A 15,743-nucleotide genomic window follows, 5' to 3' on the forward strand; every position below is an offset into this window, starting at 1 on the left:
TTAATCGTTAAATGTTGTCGGTAGCTCTACAAACTCTACCCAGTATTTTCCTAGCGTTTTCATCAAATCAACTAAACCATCAAACGTCACAGGCTTTGTAATATAAGATGCAGCACCTAAGTTATACCCTTTAACCATGTCTTCTTCTTGCTTAGACGTAGTTAAAATAACAACCGGAATTCCCTTTAAGTTAGGGTTCCCTTTTATAGCTTCAAGCGCTTCACGACCATCCATTCTTGGCATGTTTAAATCAAGTAATATCAATCCTGGTCGTGGCGACACTGTTTTGTCTTCAAACTTACCTTTACGTTCTAAATATTCAAGTAACTCAACGCCATCTTCAACAAAATGAAGCTCGTTAAGTACACGGCTTTCGGCAAGGGCATCTTGTGTTAACAAACGATCATCTTCATCATCGTCTGCCATTAAAATAGTAATAGGTTTTACTTTTGAATAGGGCATTTAAGCCTCTCCTTGCAATGTGAAAAGCGCAGCTTCCACAGGTAGTTTTATAATGAAGGTTGCACCTTCACCGTCTTTACTTATTGCTGTAATTGTTCCGCCGTGGCGCTCCACAATACGCCTACATACAGAAAGACCAATACCTGTGCCTTTATATTGTGAGCGACCGTGCAAACGTTGAAACGGTACAAATATTTTATCGGCATAGTCCTGTGAAAAACCAATACCGTTATCTTCTATAGTAATAACTTGAAAGCTCAAATTGGTATTATGATCCTCACTAAAAATATCTTTATCTTGGTAGCTGATTTTTATATGTGGACTTACACCTGGGCGCCTAAATTTAACAGCGTTCGACAACAAGTTTAAAAACAGCTGCTGCATTTGGCTTTTATCAGCCTGAATAACCGGTAAGTCTTCTACATCAATTTGTGCATCTGACTCTTTTATCGCAATTTCTAAATCACTTAATATATCGGTTACTACTTCGTTTAAATTTGTATCATCGAAGTCTTTACCGCGTGTTGTAATACGCGAGAACTCTAATAGGTCATTAATTAAGTTAGACATGCGTTGCGCTGCATTTTTCATGCGGCCAATGTAATCAATCCCTTTTTCACCCAGCTCATCTTTAAACATTGTTTCTAGGCGGTCACTAAAGGCTTGAATTTTTCTAAGCGGTTCTTGTAAGTCATGACTTGCTACAAAAGCAAATTCTTCAAGCTCTCGGTTACTTCGGCTCAGTTCGTCAGAATACAACGTTAATTCTTGCGTACGCTCAGACACTTTAGTTGCTAAAGTCTCGTTTTGTTTCTCAAGCTCAAAACGATACTTAGCTGCATTTCTCAAATTAAGACGTGTCATTACAAACATACCAATAATAAGTAATAAGCTTGTGATTGCTGTAATAGCAAACGTGATTTTAGCTTCATTCTTAATTTGCGCTAACTTTGAAAAATGGCTCACTTTAAAGAGTAATTCACGGTCTTGAATTTCATTAACATACTCTCTAATTTGCTTATAAAGCTCCCGACCTTTATGTGTATTTAACACATAAATTGCACGTCGCTCTTTGTCATCTAAAGCAAGATTAACCGTTTGTTTTAGCTCTTTAATTTTGCTATCAACTAGTACTAACAACTGAGCAATACGCTCAGCTTGGCCGTCAATCTCAGAGTGTAGTGACTTAACATGATCTGTTTGCGCTTCAATTTGTCCAATAGCATCGTAATAAGGCGTTAAATAATCAGTCTCTTCTGTTAATAAATAACCGCGCTGACCCGACTCAGCCTGAACTACTGATAAATGCAGTTGCTCAATTCCCGTTGTCAGCATATTAGTATTGTCTAAACTCTTTTGGGTTTGCGTTAAACCTTGAATCGTATTCAATGCTAAAACTGCGTTACCTACAATAATACTTAACACAACAACTATTAAAGCTGCCCAAGTAACATTCGCTTTACCTTGCTGTTTTTGCTTGCTCATTTAGCTTCCCGAATTAGAGTTTGTACAACACTTACTATTTATTGAGAGTCAGTTATTTTTTGTAAACTTTCACTACACTGTTGGCAATTGTTAATAATTTTATCAAGTGCATCTAGCGCTTTTTCTTTTGGCATATCGTTTTCAAGTACCAACTTAATAAGCTCTGCATTCATCGATATACGATTAAGCGGCGCTCTTGCATCGTGTACTAATTTGTTTAGTTGCTCTGTTTGGTTATCGGATGTCATGCCCTTCCTCAAATCTATTTATATTCGCCAATACCGCCATATGCATTAAGGCGGTTATAAAGTGTTTTGGTGCTAATACCCAGCATTTGTGCAGCAAGCGTTTTATTACCTTGCACCTTATCAAGCGTTGCATGAATAAGTTCTTTTTCAACTTCTTCAATGGTTTGTCCTGCTGATACTGGCTTTTCGGCCGCTTGGTTATTAACGCGCGAAAAAGGCGACTCTAAATTATCAGGTAGAGTAATGTCGCTGGTTTGCGGATCGCTCATAATAAATGCACGGTGTATAGCGTGGCGAAGCTCTCGCACATTACCGGGCCATTCATAGCTTTGCAGTTCTTTGAGCTGCGTTGGCGTCCAACTAAATGGGGTACCGTTTTCATCATTAAGTTGATCTAAAAATGCTTTAGCTAATAAAGGAATATCTTCTTTTCTATCGCGAAGTGGCGGTATATCAATAGGAAAAACAGCCAACCTAAAGTAAATATCTTCACGAATAATATTATTTTGCGCTAAATCGGTAAGCGAGCGGTTAGTGGCTGAAATAACACGACAATTGGTTGGTATTTCTCTGTTACCACCTACGCGTGTTACTTTTTTAGTTTCAAGTACTCGCAGTAAATTTGGCTGCATATCAATTGGCATTTCGGTTACTTCATCTAAAAACAAAGTACCGTTATTTGATTGCTCAAACACACCTTCTTTACGTGCTATTGCGCCTGTAAATGCGCCTTTTTCGTGGCCAAATAACTCACTACCAATTAACTCTTTTGAAAGTGCGCCACAGTTGCTAGCAACTAATGGGCCTTCGCACTGGCTTGCGTTATGAATAGCTTGAGCCACTACTTCTTTACCTGCACCACTTTCACCCATAAGCATCACGTTAGCGTTTGTTTTAGCTACGCGTTCAATCATGTTGTATAGTTTTTGCATTGGCTCAGACTCACCAATTAACCCACCAAAGTGACGTGTAATACCGCTCGACTTGGCTTTTTTAACTGTTTTTTTAGGGCCATTTAAAACGAGTTCTAAATCTTCGCGTTGTAATGGTTTTAATAAATGCCCTACATTTGGCTCACACATTTCAGCTAAAATGCCTTTAACTGAAGGATGACCCGATATAAGTGTAATTTTTGGAGATTGCCCAATCGTTTTTAAATGATCAAGTAAGTGCAAACCGCTACCATCAGGTAACATAAAATCAAGTAGCACATGGTCAAAGGTATTATTTTCAAACCATTGATGTGCTTCTTTTAAACTGGTGGCGGTGCTTATGTTGTGGCCGAGGAATTCGACTATGTGGCAAACAACGTCACTAAATTCAACGTCATCGTCTACTAAAAGTATGTCTAACATGATAAATCCCTATGCTTTTTTTCTTATTCTACGCATCCTAAATATTAATTTAAAGGCACGCCTAGAATCTAATTACTTAAATAGCTAATTAATCCAATGCTATTTATTTTAACAACCTTATATTTACGTATGCTTAAAAAAATCGATCATAAAATATAAAAATAATTAAAATCATTTCTATTTATAGAATGGTAGCAACTGTTATTATCAAAAACCTAAAAGAGGAGACGAAATGCAGCAATTAAAAACCTTAATTCATTCAGGTATTAATATTGACCACGGTAGTCAGTTTACGCGCTTAACAGCTCGCGCCATTGTTATTAAAAATAATAAAATACTTTTAATGTATACAAACCGCTATGAAGATTACAGCTTACCTGGTGGCGGAGTAGATGAAGGCGAAAGTATTGAACAAGGCTTAATTCGCGAACTAAGCGAAGAAACCGGTGCACAACAAATAAGTGTAGTTAAAGCCTTTGGACTCTATGAAGAGTATCGCCCTTGGTATAAAGAAGACTTTGATATTATTCATATCAAATCGTATTGCTTTGTATGTAATATTGCCGACGAGTTTGGCAAAGCACAGTTAGAGCATTACGAGCAGCAAAATGGCATGACTGCTAAATGGGTTGATATTAACGATGCAATTGCTCATAACGAGCGCACACTTGCTAACAGTGAAAAACAAGGACTCTCCATTTTACGAGAAACCTACCTACTAAAGCGCATTGCTAAAGAACTTCTATAAGTTGAATTAGCATGAGCAGTCAATCTTGTAAATTTTGCATCAATCAGAACTTTTTACTGCTTTGGGTAATATATTCATAGTAGTAAAAAGTTATTAGCAGAATAAAAAATTAAAAATAAATACTACATTTCAATAGCTTGAGATTAATTAATACTGTTTTTTTGATATTGGCTTTCGTTTTGCACTATCACCATTACATAATTTGTAAGGAGATAGAAATGAGTAACACAGTTAAAACGATTAATCCGGCAACTGAGCAAACCATTGAAACCTACACGCTACTTTCTCAAAAAGAAGCAGAACAGGTAATCGAAAAATCTCACGAAACATATTTAAAATGGCGCTTAACGTCGTTCACTGAACGTGCGAGATATCTTAATAAGTTAGCCTCACTTTTCGAAGAGCAAAAAGAATCTATCGCAAAACTCATGACCGAAGAAATGGGTAAAGTATACGAGCAAGGCTTTCAAGAAGTTGAACTATGTGCAGGAATTTGTCGTTACACAGCCGAACAAGGCCCACAAGTACTTGCTGACGAAGAACGTGATATGGACGGCGGCCGTGCAATTATCAGCTACCAACCAACAGGTGTACTGTTAGGTATTCAACCGTGGAACTTCCCGCTTTATCAGGTAATTCGCTACAGTGCTGCCAACATAATGGCGGGTAACACAACCGTATTAAAACATGCTGGTAACGTATTTGGCATGGCTGAAAAAATTGAAGAGCTATTTAAACAAGCCGGTTTCCCAGAGTACTGTTTCAGCAACTTACTCATCGACGGTAAAACCGCCAGCTCACTCATTGCGCACAAAGCAATTAGCGGCGTAACCTTTACGGGTAGTGATGCCACAGGTAAAAAAGTAGCTGCAGAAGCGGGTAAACACGCTAAAAAAACAGTGTTAGAACTGGGTAGCAACGATGCATACTTAGTACTCGATGACGCTGATTTAGAGCTTGCAGTTAAAACCTGTGTAACAGGTCGCATGATCAATAACGGCGAAACGTGTGTTTCAGCTAAACGTTATGTTGTTGTTGAGTCACTTTACGATGACTTTAAAGCACAAATTAAAGAGCAGTTTGAAGCCATGAAAATGGGCGACCCAATGGCTGATGGCACAGACTTAGGCCCAATGGCTCGTGAAGATTTACGCGACGGCATTCACGACCAAGTAATGGAATCAGTTAAAGCAGGTGCAAACATAGTAACGGGTGGCGAAATACCATCGCAAACAGGTTACTACTACCCACCAACGCTACTTGATAACCTATCACCTGGCATGCCGGCCTACGATGACGAATTATTTGGCCCTGTCGCTTCGCTTATTAAAGCCAAAGATAACGACGATGCTATGCGCATCGCCAACGATTCTCGCTACGGTTTAGGCGGTGGTATTTTCTCAAAAGATGAGAAAAAAGCCATTGAGCTTGCTAAAAAGTACTTCGACACCGGCATGATCAACATTAACGGCTACGGTTTAGCACAACCTAACCTACCATTTGGTGGCGTTAAAGGCAGTGGCTACGGCAGAGAACACGGCGGTTTTGGTATGCGCGAATTTGTTAATGTTAAAAGCATTATGATCGCCAGCTAATTTAGCTGCATAAATGAAACAAGTGTTTTAAACACAGATTCTTAATATGTGTTTAAAACACAAAAATTACTAAGCCTAAAAGTGGGTAACCACTTTTAGGCTTTTTTATGACTTTTAGAAAGTAGTTTTCAGGAGACAATACTTAGTTTTTAGTAAGAGATAGTACCGTGTTTTGGATATATTCGTAGGTGCGATTTTACATCGCGCTTTTAATCTGAGGAGTCAAAGACTGCAAACATAGCCTTTAATGGGGAATAAATATCGTGGTCTAATTCTATATTTAATCGTAGACACTTATATCACTTAAGTGTTTAGTCGTTTTTCAATGCTCTAGCTAAATAATTTACTGCGGCCTGAACAACTAGCCAAGAAATATCACATGTATCGACATCAGGGTACATTTTACTAGCCATTTGCTCATAAGGATGTATTAGATTTCGGAACCCTCTAAGTGCACGGGAGAACTGTCTAGCATTTAAACCTAACCAACCTACATGATGTGTTACATCAATTACTATTTTTCGCTTACTAGCGTTACTTATAGCTGGCTCTTGGTATTTTACGAGAAAGTTTGATGAGGAATGGAGAATGATTAGGTAATATTTAGCTAGGTACTCAAAGCGCTTTTTCTCAAGCCCTAGTATTAGAAAAGCTATCGAACGCTTAGTGAATAAACTAAATTGCATAATAATCGAGTTAATTCGTTTATCTGATTTATATTTTTCAACTTCAATAAACTTTGTGCCCATTTTACGTTTCGTATTTTGCTGGAGCATCCATAAAGTGAAAACTGCCCCAGAGTAATAGTAAAAAAAACATGGGCAGAGAAGCCAATATAAGGTCATATTCTACAAAATTATCGCTAAGCCAATAGCATCCAAAAAACACCATGGGATATATTAAAACGCCCCATAGAAAAAATTTATTCATGATTCTATTAAACAATGGAATATTAATACTAGGCTTGCTTCCTAAGCCCATAAGACTAGCGATAACTGCAAATGGGTATACAAGTAAAGGAATAGCACCTAAAACCAATAAAGTAAGCCGAAAAAACTCAAACATATAATCGAACATCCAACGTTTTGAACGTATTAACGCTATTCTCAATGACTAAAAAGTACAAACAAGGTAAGTTAATTGCCAGCGCTTATTTTGAGAGCTTTACCACTCTTTACTTCTAAGAAAACAAGTATATATATTAAAAATAAAGTATAAACCAAATAACACAGTAACAATTCAACACAAGTCAGGCTTCAGCTATTAATAACTCAATGCTTTATATAAATACCGCTATATCTAACGTTACTAATCAAACCTCGGCACTTTTCGCTTGTCGGCCTTACTCATAGCAAGCTCTTGAATTTCTTCTTGCTTGTGCTGCGCCGATTTAGTTTCTAATGATTGCTGATTAGCGTTTTCGTAAGAAAGCTCAGTGAGTAGCGCAAAGTGATCAGAGCCATATTTAGCTAAGCGCTTAATACGCTTTACTTTAAAGCCTTCGCTGTGAAATAAATGATCGAGCGGCCAGCGCATAAAAAAGTAGCCTGCATGAAAGGTGTTATAAAAACCACGGCCTTTTCGAGGGTCTAAAAAGCCACTTATTTGCATAAACAAACGCGTGCTGCGCGACCACGCTACGTCGTTTAAATCTCCGGCAACTATGGTAGGTCGTGTTGGGTTTTTAAGTGCTTTAGCCACCATTATTAGCTCTGAGTCGCGCGGACGTGATGAGTCTTCCTCCGTTGGGCTTGGTGGTGCGGGGTGAATAAAGTGCCCTTGCATTTGTAGGCCTTCATCGTTTTCAAACAGAATATGAATTGAGGGAATATCTTCTTCTATTAGCTCACATATTTGTGCATCGAGTATTTTAAACTTGCTGTATAAGTGCATGCCGTAACGATTATCTTTAGGGCATTCTATGTAATACGGGTAATTTTTTTTAATGACTGATAATTTATTTTCCCACCAGCTATCACTCTCAAGCGTAATAAGTAGGTCGGGTTGATGCTCATCAACAAGGCTAATTAACTGCTCACTTTTATGGTTCGACATAAGTACATTTGCCGACATAATTCTTATACTATGATCTATATGCTTAGGTGCGCTTTGCACTTCTTTTTTAGCAAGCCACGTATACGGGTAAATCCATTTACCTTGTAAAATCATTATAAGTAATGAGGTCAAGGCTATAAAAACGTAACCTATTGCGCTACTTTGCCATAATAAAAACAACGAAGTAACAGCTACAAAACTGGCAATATAAAATACCTGCAAACGAACAAAGTCGCAGCTACGCACTAAGTAATGCTGGCTGTACGACATAGGTAATAAGGTAACCAGTAAAAAAAAGCCAATAATTATAGCCAGCGCAATGAGCATTTTAATATCCTTATAAAGTTAATTTAGCGACTTAAAATTGAAAGTATTTCTCGGGTATCGTGCACCATATGGATAACTGTACGGTCTATTTCAATACTCACTGTACCATTATCTCTAGAGCGTTCAATCACTCTACCTCTTTTGTATAAATCGCGTTCTAAAAAGTCGCCTCGATGATAGCTTTTACTTAGCCCTGGTGGCGTCCAACCTGCGCGAATTAACTGCTTTGCCTCTTTTTTAGAAAGGTAGTCATTGTCGTTGTGCTTATGTGAATGATGCTTTTTATGGCTGTGTTTATGACCATGCTTATCTTTATGCGGTTTTGCGTCTGCGCTTATTGAACATAAAGCCAATGCTATTAGTGCTGTGTATGTTAGTACTCTCATAAATAATCTCTAGCATAATTAATAGCTAAAGATTAACAAACACGGATGAACATCATATGAAACAACTAACACCTATTTAACGTTGTTTATATTGTGTTTTACAGTGGCTTCGCATAATAGCGGGATCGCGTAATTTTAAATGTTTTGTTTTACGACCTGCATGGCGCTTACGCCACACTTTAAAACTGCCTTTTGAAACATTGTCTCGCATAAAAACCACCAGCTGCGGATACTTTAATCCGTATAGCTGCTCTATAGCCTCGTAGGGGGTTCTATCTTCCCACGCCATTTCGATAATGCGTGACTGTTGCTCTGCGTTAAACATGGTATATCTCACAAAATTTAACTTATACGCTAGGTAAAAATACTTAGATCAATGCAATTAAGCTCAGTAACTGTATAATTGGCGTTCAAGTTATGTACTTTAAAAGATATCGAATTTATATTTATGCGCGCAATATTTCTGTTTTTAGCTTTAACTTTACCCTCATTATTACTTGCAGCGCCAAGTAAAACCCTGCGCTGCGTAACAACCCACTACCCGCCTTTTACTATATTTGATGAAAAAAACGATACGTTCACGGGTTTAGATATTGAATATTTAACGTTTATTGAGCGTAATTTAAATCTTAAAATTGACGTAATTCATCTGCCATGGGCGCGCGTTAAAAAAGAAATGGCGCTGGGTTATTACGACTGCTATTTCTCTTTGGCCAATACAGAGGAACGTGCAAAGTATTTAGATTTTACAAGCGTGCCCTTGCACACTACTAAGTATGGCTTATTTACTTTAAACAAAGATAAGCTACTCACTGACGATTTATCAAATACCCCAATAGCGATGCTGCGCGGCGTTGCTTTGCCTGAGGTTATTGCTAAAAAGTATAACCTTGATGAGAATAATCTGCTTCGCTCACTTTCAACTAAAGACACTTTTGAGCTACTAGAAAAAAAACGTGTTGAATACGCAATAACTAACTATCAAGCAGGTTTGTGGTACTCAAAAGAATATAAAAACATTTATGCTCGGCAATTAAATGAGTTTACGTTTCCTACTTACATTGCTTTTAAGCGTGGCGTAATTGATACAAAATTAGTTGATGAGCAAATAAAACGTTTTAAAGCACAAACTCAATAATTAACACTGCACACGTTAAGAGATAACCAATGTTTACAAAACTACCAAAATGGGTTGAATATGGCGCGTTTACGCTCGCATTTATAGCGGGCGTAGTAAACGCTGTAGGCTTATTAGGATTTGAGCACCAGGCTATTTCGCATGTATCTGGCTCTGTTACATTACTTGGTATTAAAGTAATAACTAACCCCAGCACTGCCTTATTGCTACTTTCAATAATTATTAGCTTTATGTTGGGTTCGGCACTGTCGGGATTTTTACTCTCTGGTGGCTCATTAAAACTTGGTCGTCATTACGACACTTTGCTTTTTATTGAAGGATTGCTACTACTTGCGAGTGCTTATTTACTCAAAAACACATTCGTTTACGGCATTGTTTTAACGTCTGCTGCGTGTGGGTTACAAAATGCGCTAGCCACTAATTACAGTGGTGCTGTTATACGTACCACACATTTAACCGGTATTTTTACTGACCTTGGTTTAATGCTAGGTAAAGCGCTTAAAGGTGAGCAATTTGATATCCGTAAAGGCGTTATGTTTTTACTCATTATTGCAGGCTTTTTACTAGGCGGTATAACCGGCTTCGTTTTATTTAAGCATTACTTAGTGCTGGCTTTGGTGTTTCCTGCTGTGGCTTGTTTTGTTTTATCAATTACGTATCGGGTTTATAGGTTACGTACGCTTTAACGCAACAAGTTTAAATGCATATTAAAACCGCATATTATAGAGGCAATGCAATATAGATTACTTTCAAGGAATGTATGAAACCTTATTTTTTGCCGCTGATATTACCCTTTAGCCACGCTGCGTTTGCCGATAATCAAAATAATGATGCAATAGAAACCATAACAACTACGGCATCACGTATCGAAGCGCTATCGACCCCACTCCCTTTATCAATAAGCACACTAACGCAAGCGCAGCTAAATAGCATAGCGCCTACCCATATTGAAGAAGCTCTGCAACGTGTAGCGGGTGCTAATATTCAACGCGGAAATGGCCAAGAGTATTTACCCGCACTGCGCTCTCCGGTACTTTCGGGCGCAGGCGCTTGTGGTGGCATATTGACTTTGGAGGATGGCATACCACTTAGAGCCGCTGGGTTTTGTAATATAAACGAGCTATTTGAGGCGCACAGCGAAATGGCGCAGCGCATTGAAGTATTAAAAGGCCCTGGCTCTGCACTTTATGGCTCAAATGCTGTGCATGGTGTTATTAATGTAATAACGCCCGACACTACTCAAGGCGGTGGTTTAGTTGGTTTAGATTATGGCTCGTACGGTTATACTCGCTACAAATTACGTGCAGGACAAGATTATGGCAACAGCGGTATAGGCATTAACGCAAGTGTTACCGACGATAGCGGTTACCGCGACGACGAAAGCGTAGAACAACAAAAAGTAAATATTCGCCATCGCTATTCAAATAATAATTTATTACTTACCTCAGGCCTTACTTACACAAACCTAGATCAGCAAACTGCGGGATTTATTACGGGCTTTGAAAGCTATAAAAACGAAGACCTAGCGCAAAAAAACTTTGACCCAGACGCATTTAGAAAAGCACGCGCATTTAGAGCATGGAGCAATGCAACATGGCAATTAAATAACAATGATGTGCTCTCTACTACGTTATATTTTCGCGACCAAAGCATGGACTTTTTTAAGCACTTTTTGCCCGGCACACCGCTTGAAAAAAACAGTCAAACTGGTTTTGGCGTACAATCGCTTTATCAACATAATTTACAAAGTAATATAAAAATAAACCTAGGGCTTGATGGCGAATACACGCAAGCCGACTTTACTCAAAGCCAAAACAAGCCCACTCAAGGTTCTGCATTTTTAGTTGCTACAGTACCCCAAGGTAAGCATTACGATTACGATGTAAACGCCACGCTTTATGCCCCTTTTGCATCGGTTGATTGGCAATTAAATAAGTGGTTACTTACCGCAGGTGTGCGCTACGAGCATATGCAGTACGACTACACCAATAATATGCTAGCTGGTAGAACAAAAGACGATGGCACAGAATGTGGCTTTGGTGGTTGCCGATACAGCCGCCCAGCAAGCGCTAAAAATAGTTTTAGTAATCTATCGCCAAAGCTTGGGGTTAGTTATCAGTACAATACAAATAACACGCTTTATGCAAACTTTTCTCGCGGTTACAGAGCGCCACAAGCGGCTGAGCTCTACCAATTACAACGCGAGCAAACCACTGCAAATTTAAGCGCCGAAATAGCCAATAACGCAGAACTAGGTATTAAAGGGATTTACGAAAAGCTACGTTATGGCGTGTCTGTTTACGCTATGAGTAAACACAATACGATTTACCGCGATAGTGACTTTTTTACGGTAAATAATGGCAGCTCTCGCCATCGTGGTATTGAGCTTGAACTTGACTACCAGCTCACTAAGTCGCTTGCACTTAACTTTGCAGGCACACACGCAAAGCATACTTATACTAACAACCAAATACTTAACGGTTTAAATATAAACGGCAACGACATAGACACCGCGCCGCGTAATATTGCTAATCTCGATTTAACATGGCAAGCACTCAGTAATACACAATTTGCTTTGCAGTGGCATCGCGTTGGTAACTACTACACCGACCCAGAAAACTTAAATAAATACCAAGGGCATGATGTTTTAAGCCTGCGCGCTCAGTGGCAAGTTACTAATAACCTTGAAGTGCTTGCCCGTATTATTAATTTAACTAATGAGGCTTATGCGGAGCGCGCCGATTACACGAGTTTTACCGGCGACAGATACTTCCCGGGTAGACCTCGTAACGCGATGCTTTCGGCAACTTATACGTGGTAATGCTTATTTAAGGGCTAAGCTGATTTAAGTCGCTCATGTATTTCATGGGCGACTTTTTCATTACCTTTTTAAACATAGTAATAAATGCACTCACCGACTCATACCCTAATAACTCCGACACCTGCTGCACACTTTGCTTATCAGAAAGCGCCTTTAAGGCTGTAATTATATGCAATTGCGTACGCCACTTTCCAAATGTCATACCGGTTTCTTTTTTAATTAACCGCGCTAATGTGCGCTCAGTTAATGCAAACTGCTTAGCCCATTGTGGTAGTGTTTTTCGATTGTTTGGCTTGTTTATGAGCTGATCGCTCATAGTTTGAATTACCTCATTTTTAGATAATACAAAATCGAGTGGTTGTACTGGCATTTCAATAAGTTGATCAAATAACACCTGCGCTAAACGTGCTGTTTTACTATTTAAAGTATAGTGCTGATTATGCGCAGCCAACTCGCACATTAGCTCTTTAACTAACGGCGTAATAGCTAACGTACAGGTATTTAGCGGCATACCGTTTTTACTACTATCAATAAATAAATGACAAAGCTGCGCGTTATCAGACGCCCTATTGCTATGCACCTTTTGTGCTGGGATCCAAATTGCACTGTGCGTGGGCACCATCCACATTTTGGCTGACACTTCACACGTTACATAACCATGTAGCGCTAAAATTAACTGCCCTTTAGGATGGGTATGTAGTGGTATTTCGTGACTTGCATGGGCGTGCTCTATTTTGGCTATTATGGGCTGCGCCATAGTTTCAAAATTTTTAATGTCGTCCCAACCAATTGCATCAAACATAGTTTTGTCTGTTTTTAGTTATTTAATGTCATTATCTCTAAATTATAGTTTTTGCTAAGCCTTTATACTAGCGCCCATTAAGTATTAGCTTTAATGGTCTTCCCTTTTGTTAAATAACACACCTAAATCACGCTTTGCTGGCATATTACTTGTGCTTGGCATATTACTTATTGCCGCAAATTTACGCGCCACATTTACAGGTATTGCACCTGTGCTTGAACAAATTATTAATCACTTTGGGCTTAGCGCATCGCAAGCTGGGTTTTTAACAACATTGCCACTCATTGCCTTTGCGGTTGTATCGCCAATGGCCGCAACTCTTGCTAAAAAGCAGGGGCTAGAGCGCACCTTGTTTGTGGCTTTGTTATTTATACTTGCAGGGGTTGCAGCGCGGGTAATAAACACCTCAGCCATGCTTTTTGTAGGCACCGCTATTATTGGTGTGGGCATTGCCATCGCAAACGTATTATTACCAAGTTTAATTAAGCGCGACTTCCCTGCTAAGGTTGCGTTAATGACCTCAGCCTACGTGCTTACTATGGGCGTGGTATCGGGTGGGTTTTCTACTTTAGTATTTCCGCTTAGTCAATTAAACGGATTAGGATGGCAACTTGCTCTGGGCTCATCAGCTCTTATTACTCTGGCGAGTATTATTGTATGGATCTCGCAATTAAGTAAGCACACAAAACCCGCGAGTATTGCTCAACACGCTGACACGTCAAAAAGTGTATGGCGCTATTTACTAGCATGGCAAATTACCCTACTGCTGGGCTTAAACTCATTCTTAAATTATATAATTATCACGTGGTTACCTAGCATATTAATCGAAACAGGCCAAAGTGCCACGCAAGCAGGTGCTTATCATGGTGCTTTTCAAATAGCGACTGCATTACCGGGTTTAATATTAATTCCGTTACTTGCCAAATTAAAAGATCAAAGCGCGCTTAGCTTTATTTTAGCCATGTTGAGTGCACTCAGTGCTTTGGGGCTGCTTTACATGCCTAGCTTTGCTTTTGTTTGGACCCTAATGCTGGGCTTTTGCTCTGGAGCGTGTTTTATATTGGGGCTGTCGTTTATTAGTTTACGAACCGATGATTCGCAACAAGCAGCGTCGCTTTCAGGTATGTCGCAAAGTGTAGGGTATTTACTCGCGGCTATTGGTCCTATGCTCGCTGGTGCATTACACACGACTACGGGAAGTTGGAGTGCGCCATTATGGCTGTGCGCTATTGCCGGAGTGCTGTGTGCATTATGTGGTTTGGGCAGTGGTAAAAACACCACTTTAGCTAAATCAGCTAACTAGCTGCTGTAACCACGAAAATAAACCAGACGAAGTTTTGTTGCTCGTGTGTTTTTGCTCATAGCGTTTATTAGTTGCTTCACGCTGTTCACGGCGCTCTTGTGCTAAATTAGCTTTTGCAGCAAAACGCAAGCGCTGCTCTTGAGTAAGCTCATCATTAAAACTAATGGCTGTTTTTTTAACTGCTCGGCTGCTTTTAGGTGAACTACACATGTTATTCTCCAAATGACTGACTTATAAGTAGACAGTCATTTGGTAAAATAAATTTCAAACCGCTTACTAAAAAAGTGATTTTTTATCAGTATTACTAATTTTGTGGGGTTGTATCAAACGCAGGTACTTCATGTAAGCCGCTCAACCAGCTCAATGTTGATTTAGACCAAATTTGTGCTGTTGGCGTAAACTGATCACGCTGATCAACCGCACCAATACGCAAGCCATATACACGGTCAGCTTTAGCTTCGTTAGTTGCATATAGTGTTGTACCACATGTGCCACAAAAACCTTGCGCACGCTTGTTACCGCTTTGCGCTGTTTTAACAAACTCTTTTGGCTCACCTTGGGTAAACACGACCGAATTTGGCTCTGCAATTATAACGGCTCTAAATGGGCCGCTCGACATACGTTGGCAATCACTACAATGGCAAACAAGTGCGTTGTTATTTTGAGACTTTGCTTGGTATTTAATTTCACCACAGTAACAGCTTCCAGTAATTTCCATTATTTAAATCCTTAATGCTTATGAAGATTGAATCGAGATATAAGACCGGCAATATCGATTCATTATTTTTAAAATATAAAAAAACTGCTCGCCGGTTCATTTGTATATTCGGTTAGGTTTTTAATTTTTGAAAGTGATTTTTAAAAGTTGAGCAAGTGCTACAAACATGATCCGATGTTTTAAATAAAACAGCAATACCACGTTAAGCTAATAGCGTAACGTGGTGCGTCTAAATTATTTTTTATATGTGTTTAGATCATAAAATAAGAATAGCAATGTAGAACCTCCCCTTATGTTGGG

At 39.1% G+C, this 15,743-nt stretch carries 18 protein-coding genes; 6 read left to right on the forward strand and 12 right to left on the reverse strand.

What is annotated here, in order from left to right:
* The 4 genes from I6F43_RS04370 to I6F43_RS04385 are packed head-to-tail and all read right to left on the reverse strand — an operon-like array spanning position 1 to position 3,550.
* The gene (locus I6F43_RS04370; RefSeq protein WP_002958089.1) at positions 1 to 462 is read right to left on the reverse strand and encodes a response regulator; all 462 of its coding nucleotides are present in this window, start codon (positions 460 to 462) and stop codon (positions 1 to 3) included.
* Positions 463 to 1,947, reverse strand: a complete 1,485-nt coding sequence (locus I6F43_RS04375) for a sensor histidine kinase (protein WP_165721091.1) — start codon at positions 1,945 to 1,947, stop codon at positions 463 to 465.
* 38 nt (positions 1,948 to 1,985) lie between these two features.
* The gene (locus I6F43_RS04380; RefSeq protein ID WP_007581523.1) at positions 1,986 to 2,195 is read right to left on the reverse strand and encodes a histidine kinase dimerization/phospho-acceptor domain-containing protein; all 210 of its coding nucleotides are present in this window, start codon (positions 2,193 to 2,195) and stop codon (positions 1,986 to 1,988) included.
* 14 nt (positions 2,196 to 2,209) lie between these two features.
* On the reverse strand, positions 2,210 to 3,550 hold the full coding sequence (locus I6F43_RS04385; protein ID WP_165721092.1) for a sigma-54-dependent transcriptional regulator: 1,341 nt from the start codon (positions 3,548 to 3,550) through the stop codon (positions 2,210 to 2,212).
* A gap of 232 nt (positions 3,551 to 3,782) precedes the next feature.
* Between I6F43_RS04385 and I6F43_RS04390 the strand changes: the two genes are divergently transcribed.
* Positions 3,783 to 4,298 carry an NUDIX hydrolase gene (locus tag I6F43_RS04390; protein WP_165721093.1) on the forward strand — a complete coding sequence of 172 codons (516 nt, stop codon included), beginning with the start codon at positions 3,783 to 3,785 and terminating at the stop codon, positions 4,296 to 4,298.
* A 218-nt stretch (positions 4,299 to 4,516) separates the two neighbouring features.
* On the forward strand, positions 4,517 to 5,893 hold the full coding sequence (locus tag I6F43_RS04395) for an NAD-dependent succinate-semialdehyde dehydrogenase (RefSeq protein ID WP_010553129.1): 1,377 nt from the start codon (positions 4,517 to 4,519) through the stop codon (positions 5,891 to 5,893).
* A 311-nt stretch (positions 5,894 to 6,204) separates the two neighbouring features.
* Here the strand turns inward: I6F43_RS04395 and I6F43_RS04400 are convergent, their stop codons facing one another.
* The 5 genes from I6F43_RS04400 to I6F43_RS04420 all read right to left on the reverse strand — a co-directional run bounded on the left by I6F43_RS04400 (position 6,205) and on the right by I6F43_RS04420 (position 8,986).
* Positions 6,205 to 6,642: a hypothetical protein gene (locus I6F43_RS04400; RefSeq protein ID WP_197101190.1), complete on the reverse strand. Its 438-nt coding sequence runs from the start codon at positions 6,640 to 6,642 to the stop codon at positions 6,205 to 6,207.
* 1 nt (position 6,643) lies between these two features.
* Positions 6,644 to 6,958 (reverse strand): hypothetical protein, encoded by a 315-nt coding sequence (locus I6F43_RS04405; RefSeq protein WP_029751226.1) that lies wholly within the window; start codon positions 6,956 to 6,958, stop codon positions 6,644 to 6,646.
* A 243-nt stretch (positions 6,959 to 7,201) separates the two neighbouring features.
* A complete protein-coding gene (locus I6F43_RS04410; protein ID WP_024593313.1) occupies positions 7,202 to 8,275 on the reverse strand; it encodes an endonuclease/exonuclease/phosphatase family protein in 1,074 nt (357 codons plus the stop codon).
* A 23-nt stretch (positions 8,276 to 8,298) separates the two neighbouring features.
* The gene (locus I6F43_RS04415) at positions 8,299 to 8,661 is read right to left on the reverse strand and encodes a hypothetical protein (RefSeq protein WP_197101192.1); all 363 of its coding nucleotides are present in this window, start codon (positions 8,659 to 8,661) and stop codon (positions 8,299 to 8,301) included.
* Positions 8,662 to 8,737: 76 nt separating this feature from the next.
* The gene (locus I6F43_RS04420) at positions 8,738 to 8,986 is read right to left on the reverse strand and encodes a TIGR03643 family protein (protein WP_007581511.1); all 249 of its coding nucleotides are present in this window, start codon (positions 8,984 to 8,986) and stop codon (positions 8,738 to 8,740) included.
* A gap of 123 nt (positions 8,987 to 9,109) precedes the next feature.
* Here I6F43_RS04420 and I6F43_RS04425 point away from each other — a divergent pair, with 123 nt between their 5' ends.
* The 3 genes from I6F43_RS04425 (at position 9,110) to I6F43_RS04435 (ending at position 12,620) form a co-directional block, all read left to right on the forward strand.
* Positions 9,110 to 9,799, forward strand: coding sequence for a substrate-binding periplasmic protein (locus I6F43_RS04425; protein ID WP_197101195.1), 690 nt, complete (start codon positions 9,110 to 9,112; stop codon positions 9,797 to 9,799).
* A gap of 29 nt (positions 9,800 to 9,828) precedes the next feature.
* Positions 9,829 to 10,485: a YoaK family protein gene (locus I6F43_RS04430; protein WP_197101197.1), complete on the forward strand. Its 657-nt coding sequence runs from the start codon at positions 9,829 to 9,831 to the stop codon at positions 10,483 to 10,485.
* Between the two features lie 74 nt (positions 10,486 to 10,559).
* A complete protein-coding gene (locus I6F43_RS04435; protein ID WP_197101199.1) occupies positions 10,560 to 12,620 on the forward strand; it encodes a TonB-dependent receptor in 2,061 nt (686 codons plus the stop codon).
* 7 nt (positions 12,621 to 12,627) lie between these two features.
* Here the strand turns inward: I6F43_RS04435 and I6F43_RS04440 are convergent, their stop codons facing one another.
* Positions 12,628 to 13,422 carry an AraC family transcriptional regulator gene (locus I6F43_RS04440; RefSeq protein ID WP_197101201.1) on the reverse strand — a complete coding sequence of 265 codons (795 nt, stop codon included), beginning with the start codon at positions 13,420 to 13,422 and terminating at the stop codon, positions 12,628 to 12,630.
* A gap of 106 nt (positions 13,423 to 13,528) precedes the next feature.
* Between I6F43_RS04440 and I6F43_RS04445 the strand changes: the two genes are divergently transcribed.
* Entirely contained in the window at positions 13,529 to 14,725 is a 1,197-nt protein-coding gene (locus tag I6F43_RS04445; RefSeq protein ID WP_197101203.1) for an MFS transporter, read from the forward strand.
* On the opposite strand, the gene I6F43_RS04450 is transcribed toward I6F43_RS04445, so the two are convergent.
* On the reverse strand, positions 14,714 to 14,935 hold the full coding sequence (locus tag I6F43_RS04450) for a hypothetical protein (protein ID WP_007581505.1): 222 nt from the start codon (positions 14,933 to 14,935) through the stop codon (positions 14,714 to 14,716). The two genes, I6F43_RS04445 and I6F43_RS04450, sit on opposite strands and share 12 nt — an antisense overlap.
* Before the next feature lie 94 nt (positions 14,936 to 15,029).
* Entirely contained in the window at positions 15,030 to 15,443 is a 414-nt protein-coding gene (locus I6F43_RS04455; protein WP_197101205.1) for a GFA family protein, read from the reverse strand.
* Between the last annotated feature and the right edge of the window lie 300 nt (positions 15,444 to 15,743).

Origin of the sequence: Pseudoalteromonas sp. NZS71_1 (assembly GCF_015864305.1) — a bacterium.
Taxonomy (GTDB): domain Bacteria; phylum Pseudomonadota; class Gammaproteobacteria; order Enterobacterales; family Alteromonadaceae; genus Pseudoalteromonas; species Pseudoalteromonas arctica.

Bases quoted from the DNA above. Each gene is read 5' to 3' on its own strand.
- I6F43_RS04440 (WP_197101201.1), bottom strand. From the start codon at position 13,422: ATGTTTGATGCAATTGGTTGGGACGACATTAAAAATTTTGAAACTATG.
- I6F43_RS04405 (WP_029751226.1), bottom strand. From the start codon at position 6,958: ATGTTTGAGTTTTTTCGGCTTACTTTATTGGTTTTAGGTGCTATTCCT.
- I6F43_RS04390 (WP_165721093.1), top strand. From the start codon at position 3,783: ATGCAGCAATTAAAAACCTTAATTCATTCAGGTATTAATATTGACCAC.
- I6F43_RS04450 (WP_007581505.1), bottom strand. From the start codon at position 14,935: ATGTGTAGTTCACCTAAAAGCAGCCGAGCAGTTAAAAAAACAGCCATT.
- I6F43_RS04380 (WP_007581523.1), bottom strand. From the start codon at position 2,195: ATGACATCCGATAACCAAACAGAGCAACTAAACAAATTAGTACACGAT.
- I6F43_RS04420 (WP_007581511.1), bottom strand. From the start codon at position 8,986: ATGTTTAACGCAGAGCAACAGTCACGCATTATCGAAATGGCGTGGGAA.
- I6F43_RS04370 (WP_002958089.1), bottom strand. From the start codon at position 462: ATGCCCTATTCAAAAGTAAAACCTATTACTATTTTAATGGCAGACGAT.
- I6F43_RS04400 (WP_197101190.1), bottom strand. From the start codon at position 6,642: ATGGGCACAAAGTTTATTGAAGTTGAAAAATATAAATCAGATAAACGA.
- I6F43_RS04425 (WP_197101195.1), top strand. From the start codon at position 9,110: ATGCGCGCAATATTTCTGTTTTTAGCTTTAACTTTACCCTCATTATTA.
- I6F43_RS04410 (WP_024593313.1), bottom strand. From the start codon at position 8,275: ATGCTCATTGCGCTGGCTATAATTATTGGCTTTTTTTTACTGGTTACC.
- I6F43_RS04455 (WP_197101205.1), bottom strand. From the start codon at position 15,443: ATGGAAATTACTGGAAGCTGTTACTGTGGTGAAATTAAATACCAAGCA.
- I6F43_RS04375 (WP_165721091.1), bottom strand. From the start codon at position 1,947: ATGAGCAAGCAAAAACAGCAAGGTAAAGCGAATGTTACTTGGGCAGCT.
- I6F43_RS04385 (WP_165721092.1), bottom strand. From the start codon at position 3,550: ATGTTAGACATACTTTTAGTAGACGATGACGTTGAATTTAGTGACGTT.
- I6F43_RS04415 (WP_197101192.1), bottom strand. From the start codon at position 8,661: ATGAGAGTACTAACATACACAGCACTAATAGCATTGGCTTTATGTTCA.
- I6F43_RS04435 (WP_197101199.1), top strand. From the start codon at position 10,560: ATGAAACCTTATTTTTTGCCGCTGATATTACCCTTTAGCCACGCTGCG.
- I6F43_RS04430 (WP_197101197.1), top strand. From the start codon at position 9,829: ATGTTTACAAAACTACCAAAATGGGTTGAATATGGCGCGTTTACGCTC.
- I6F43_RS04395 (WP_010553129.1), top strand. From the start codon at position 4,517: ATGAGTAACACAGTTAAAACGATTAATCCGGCAACTGAGCAAACCATT.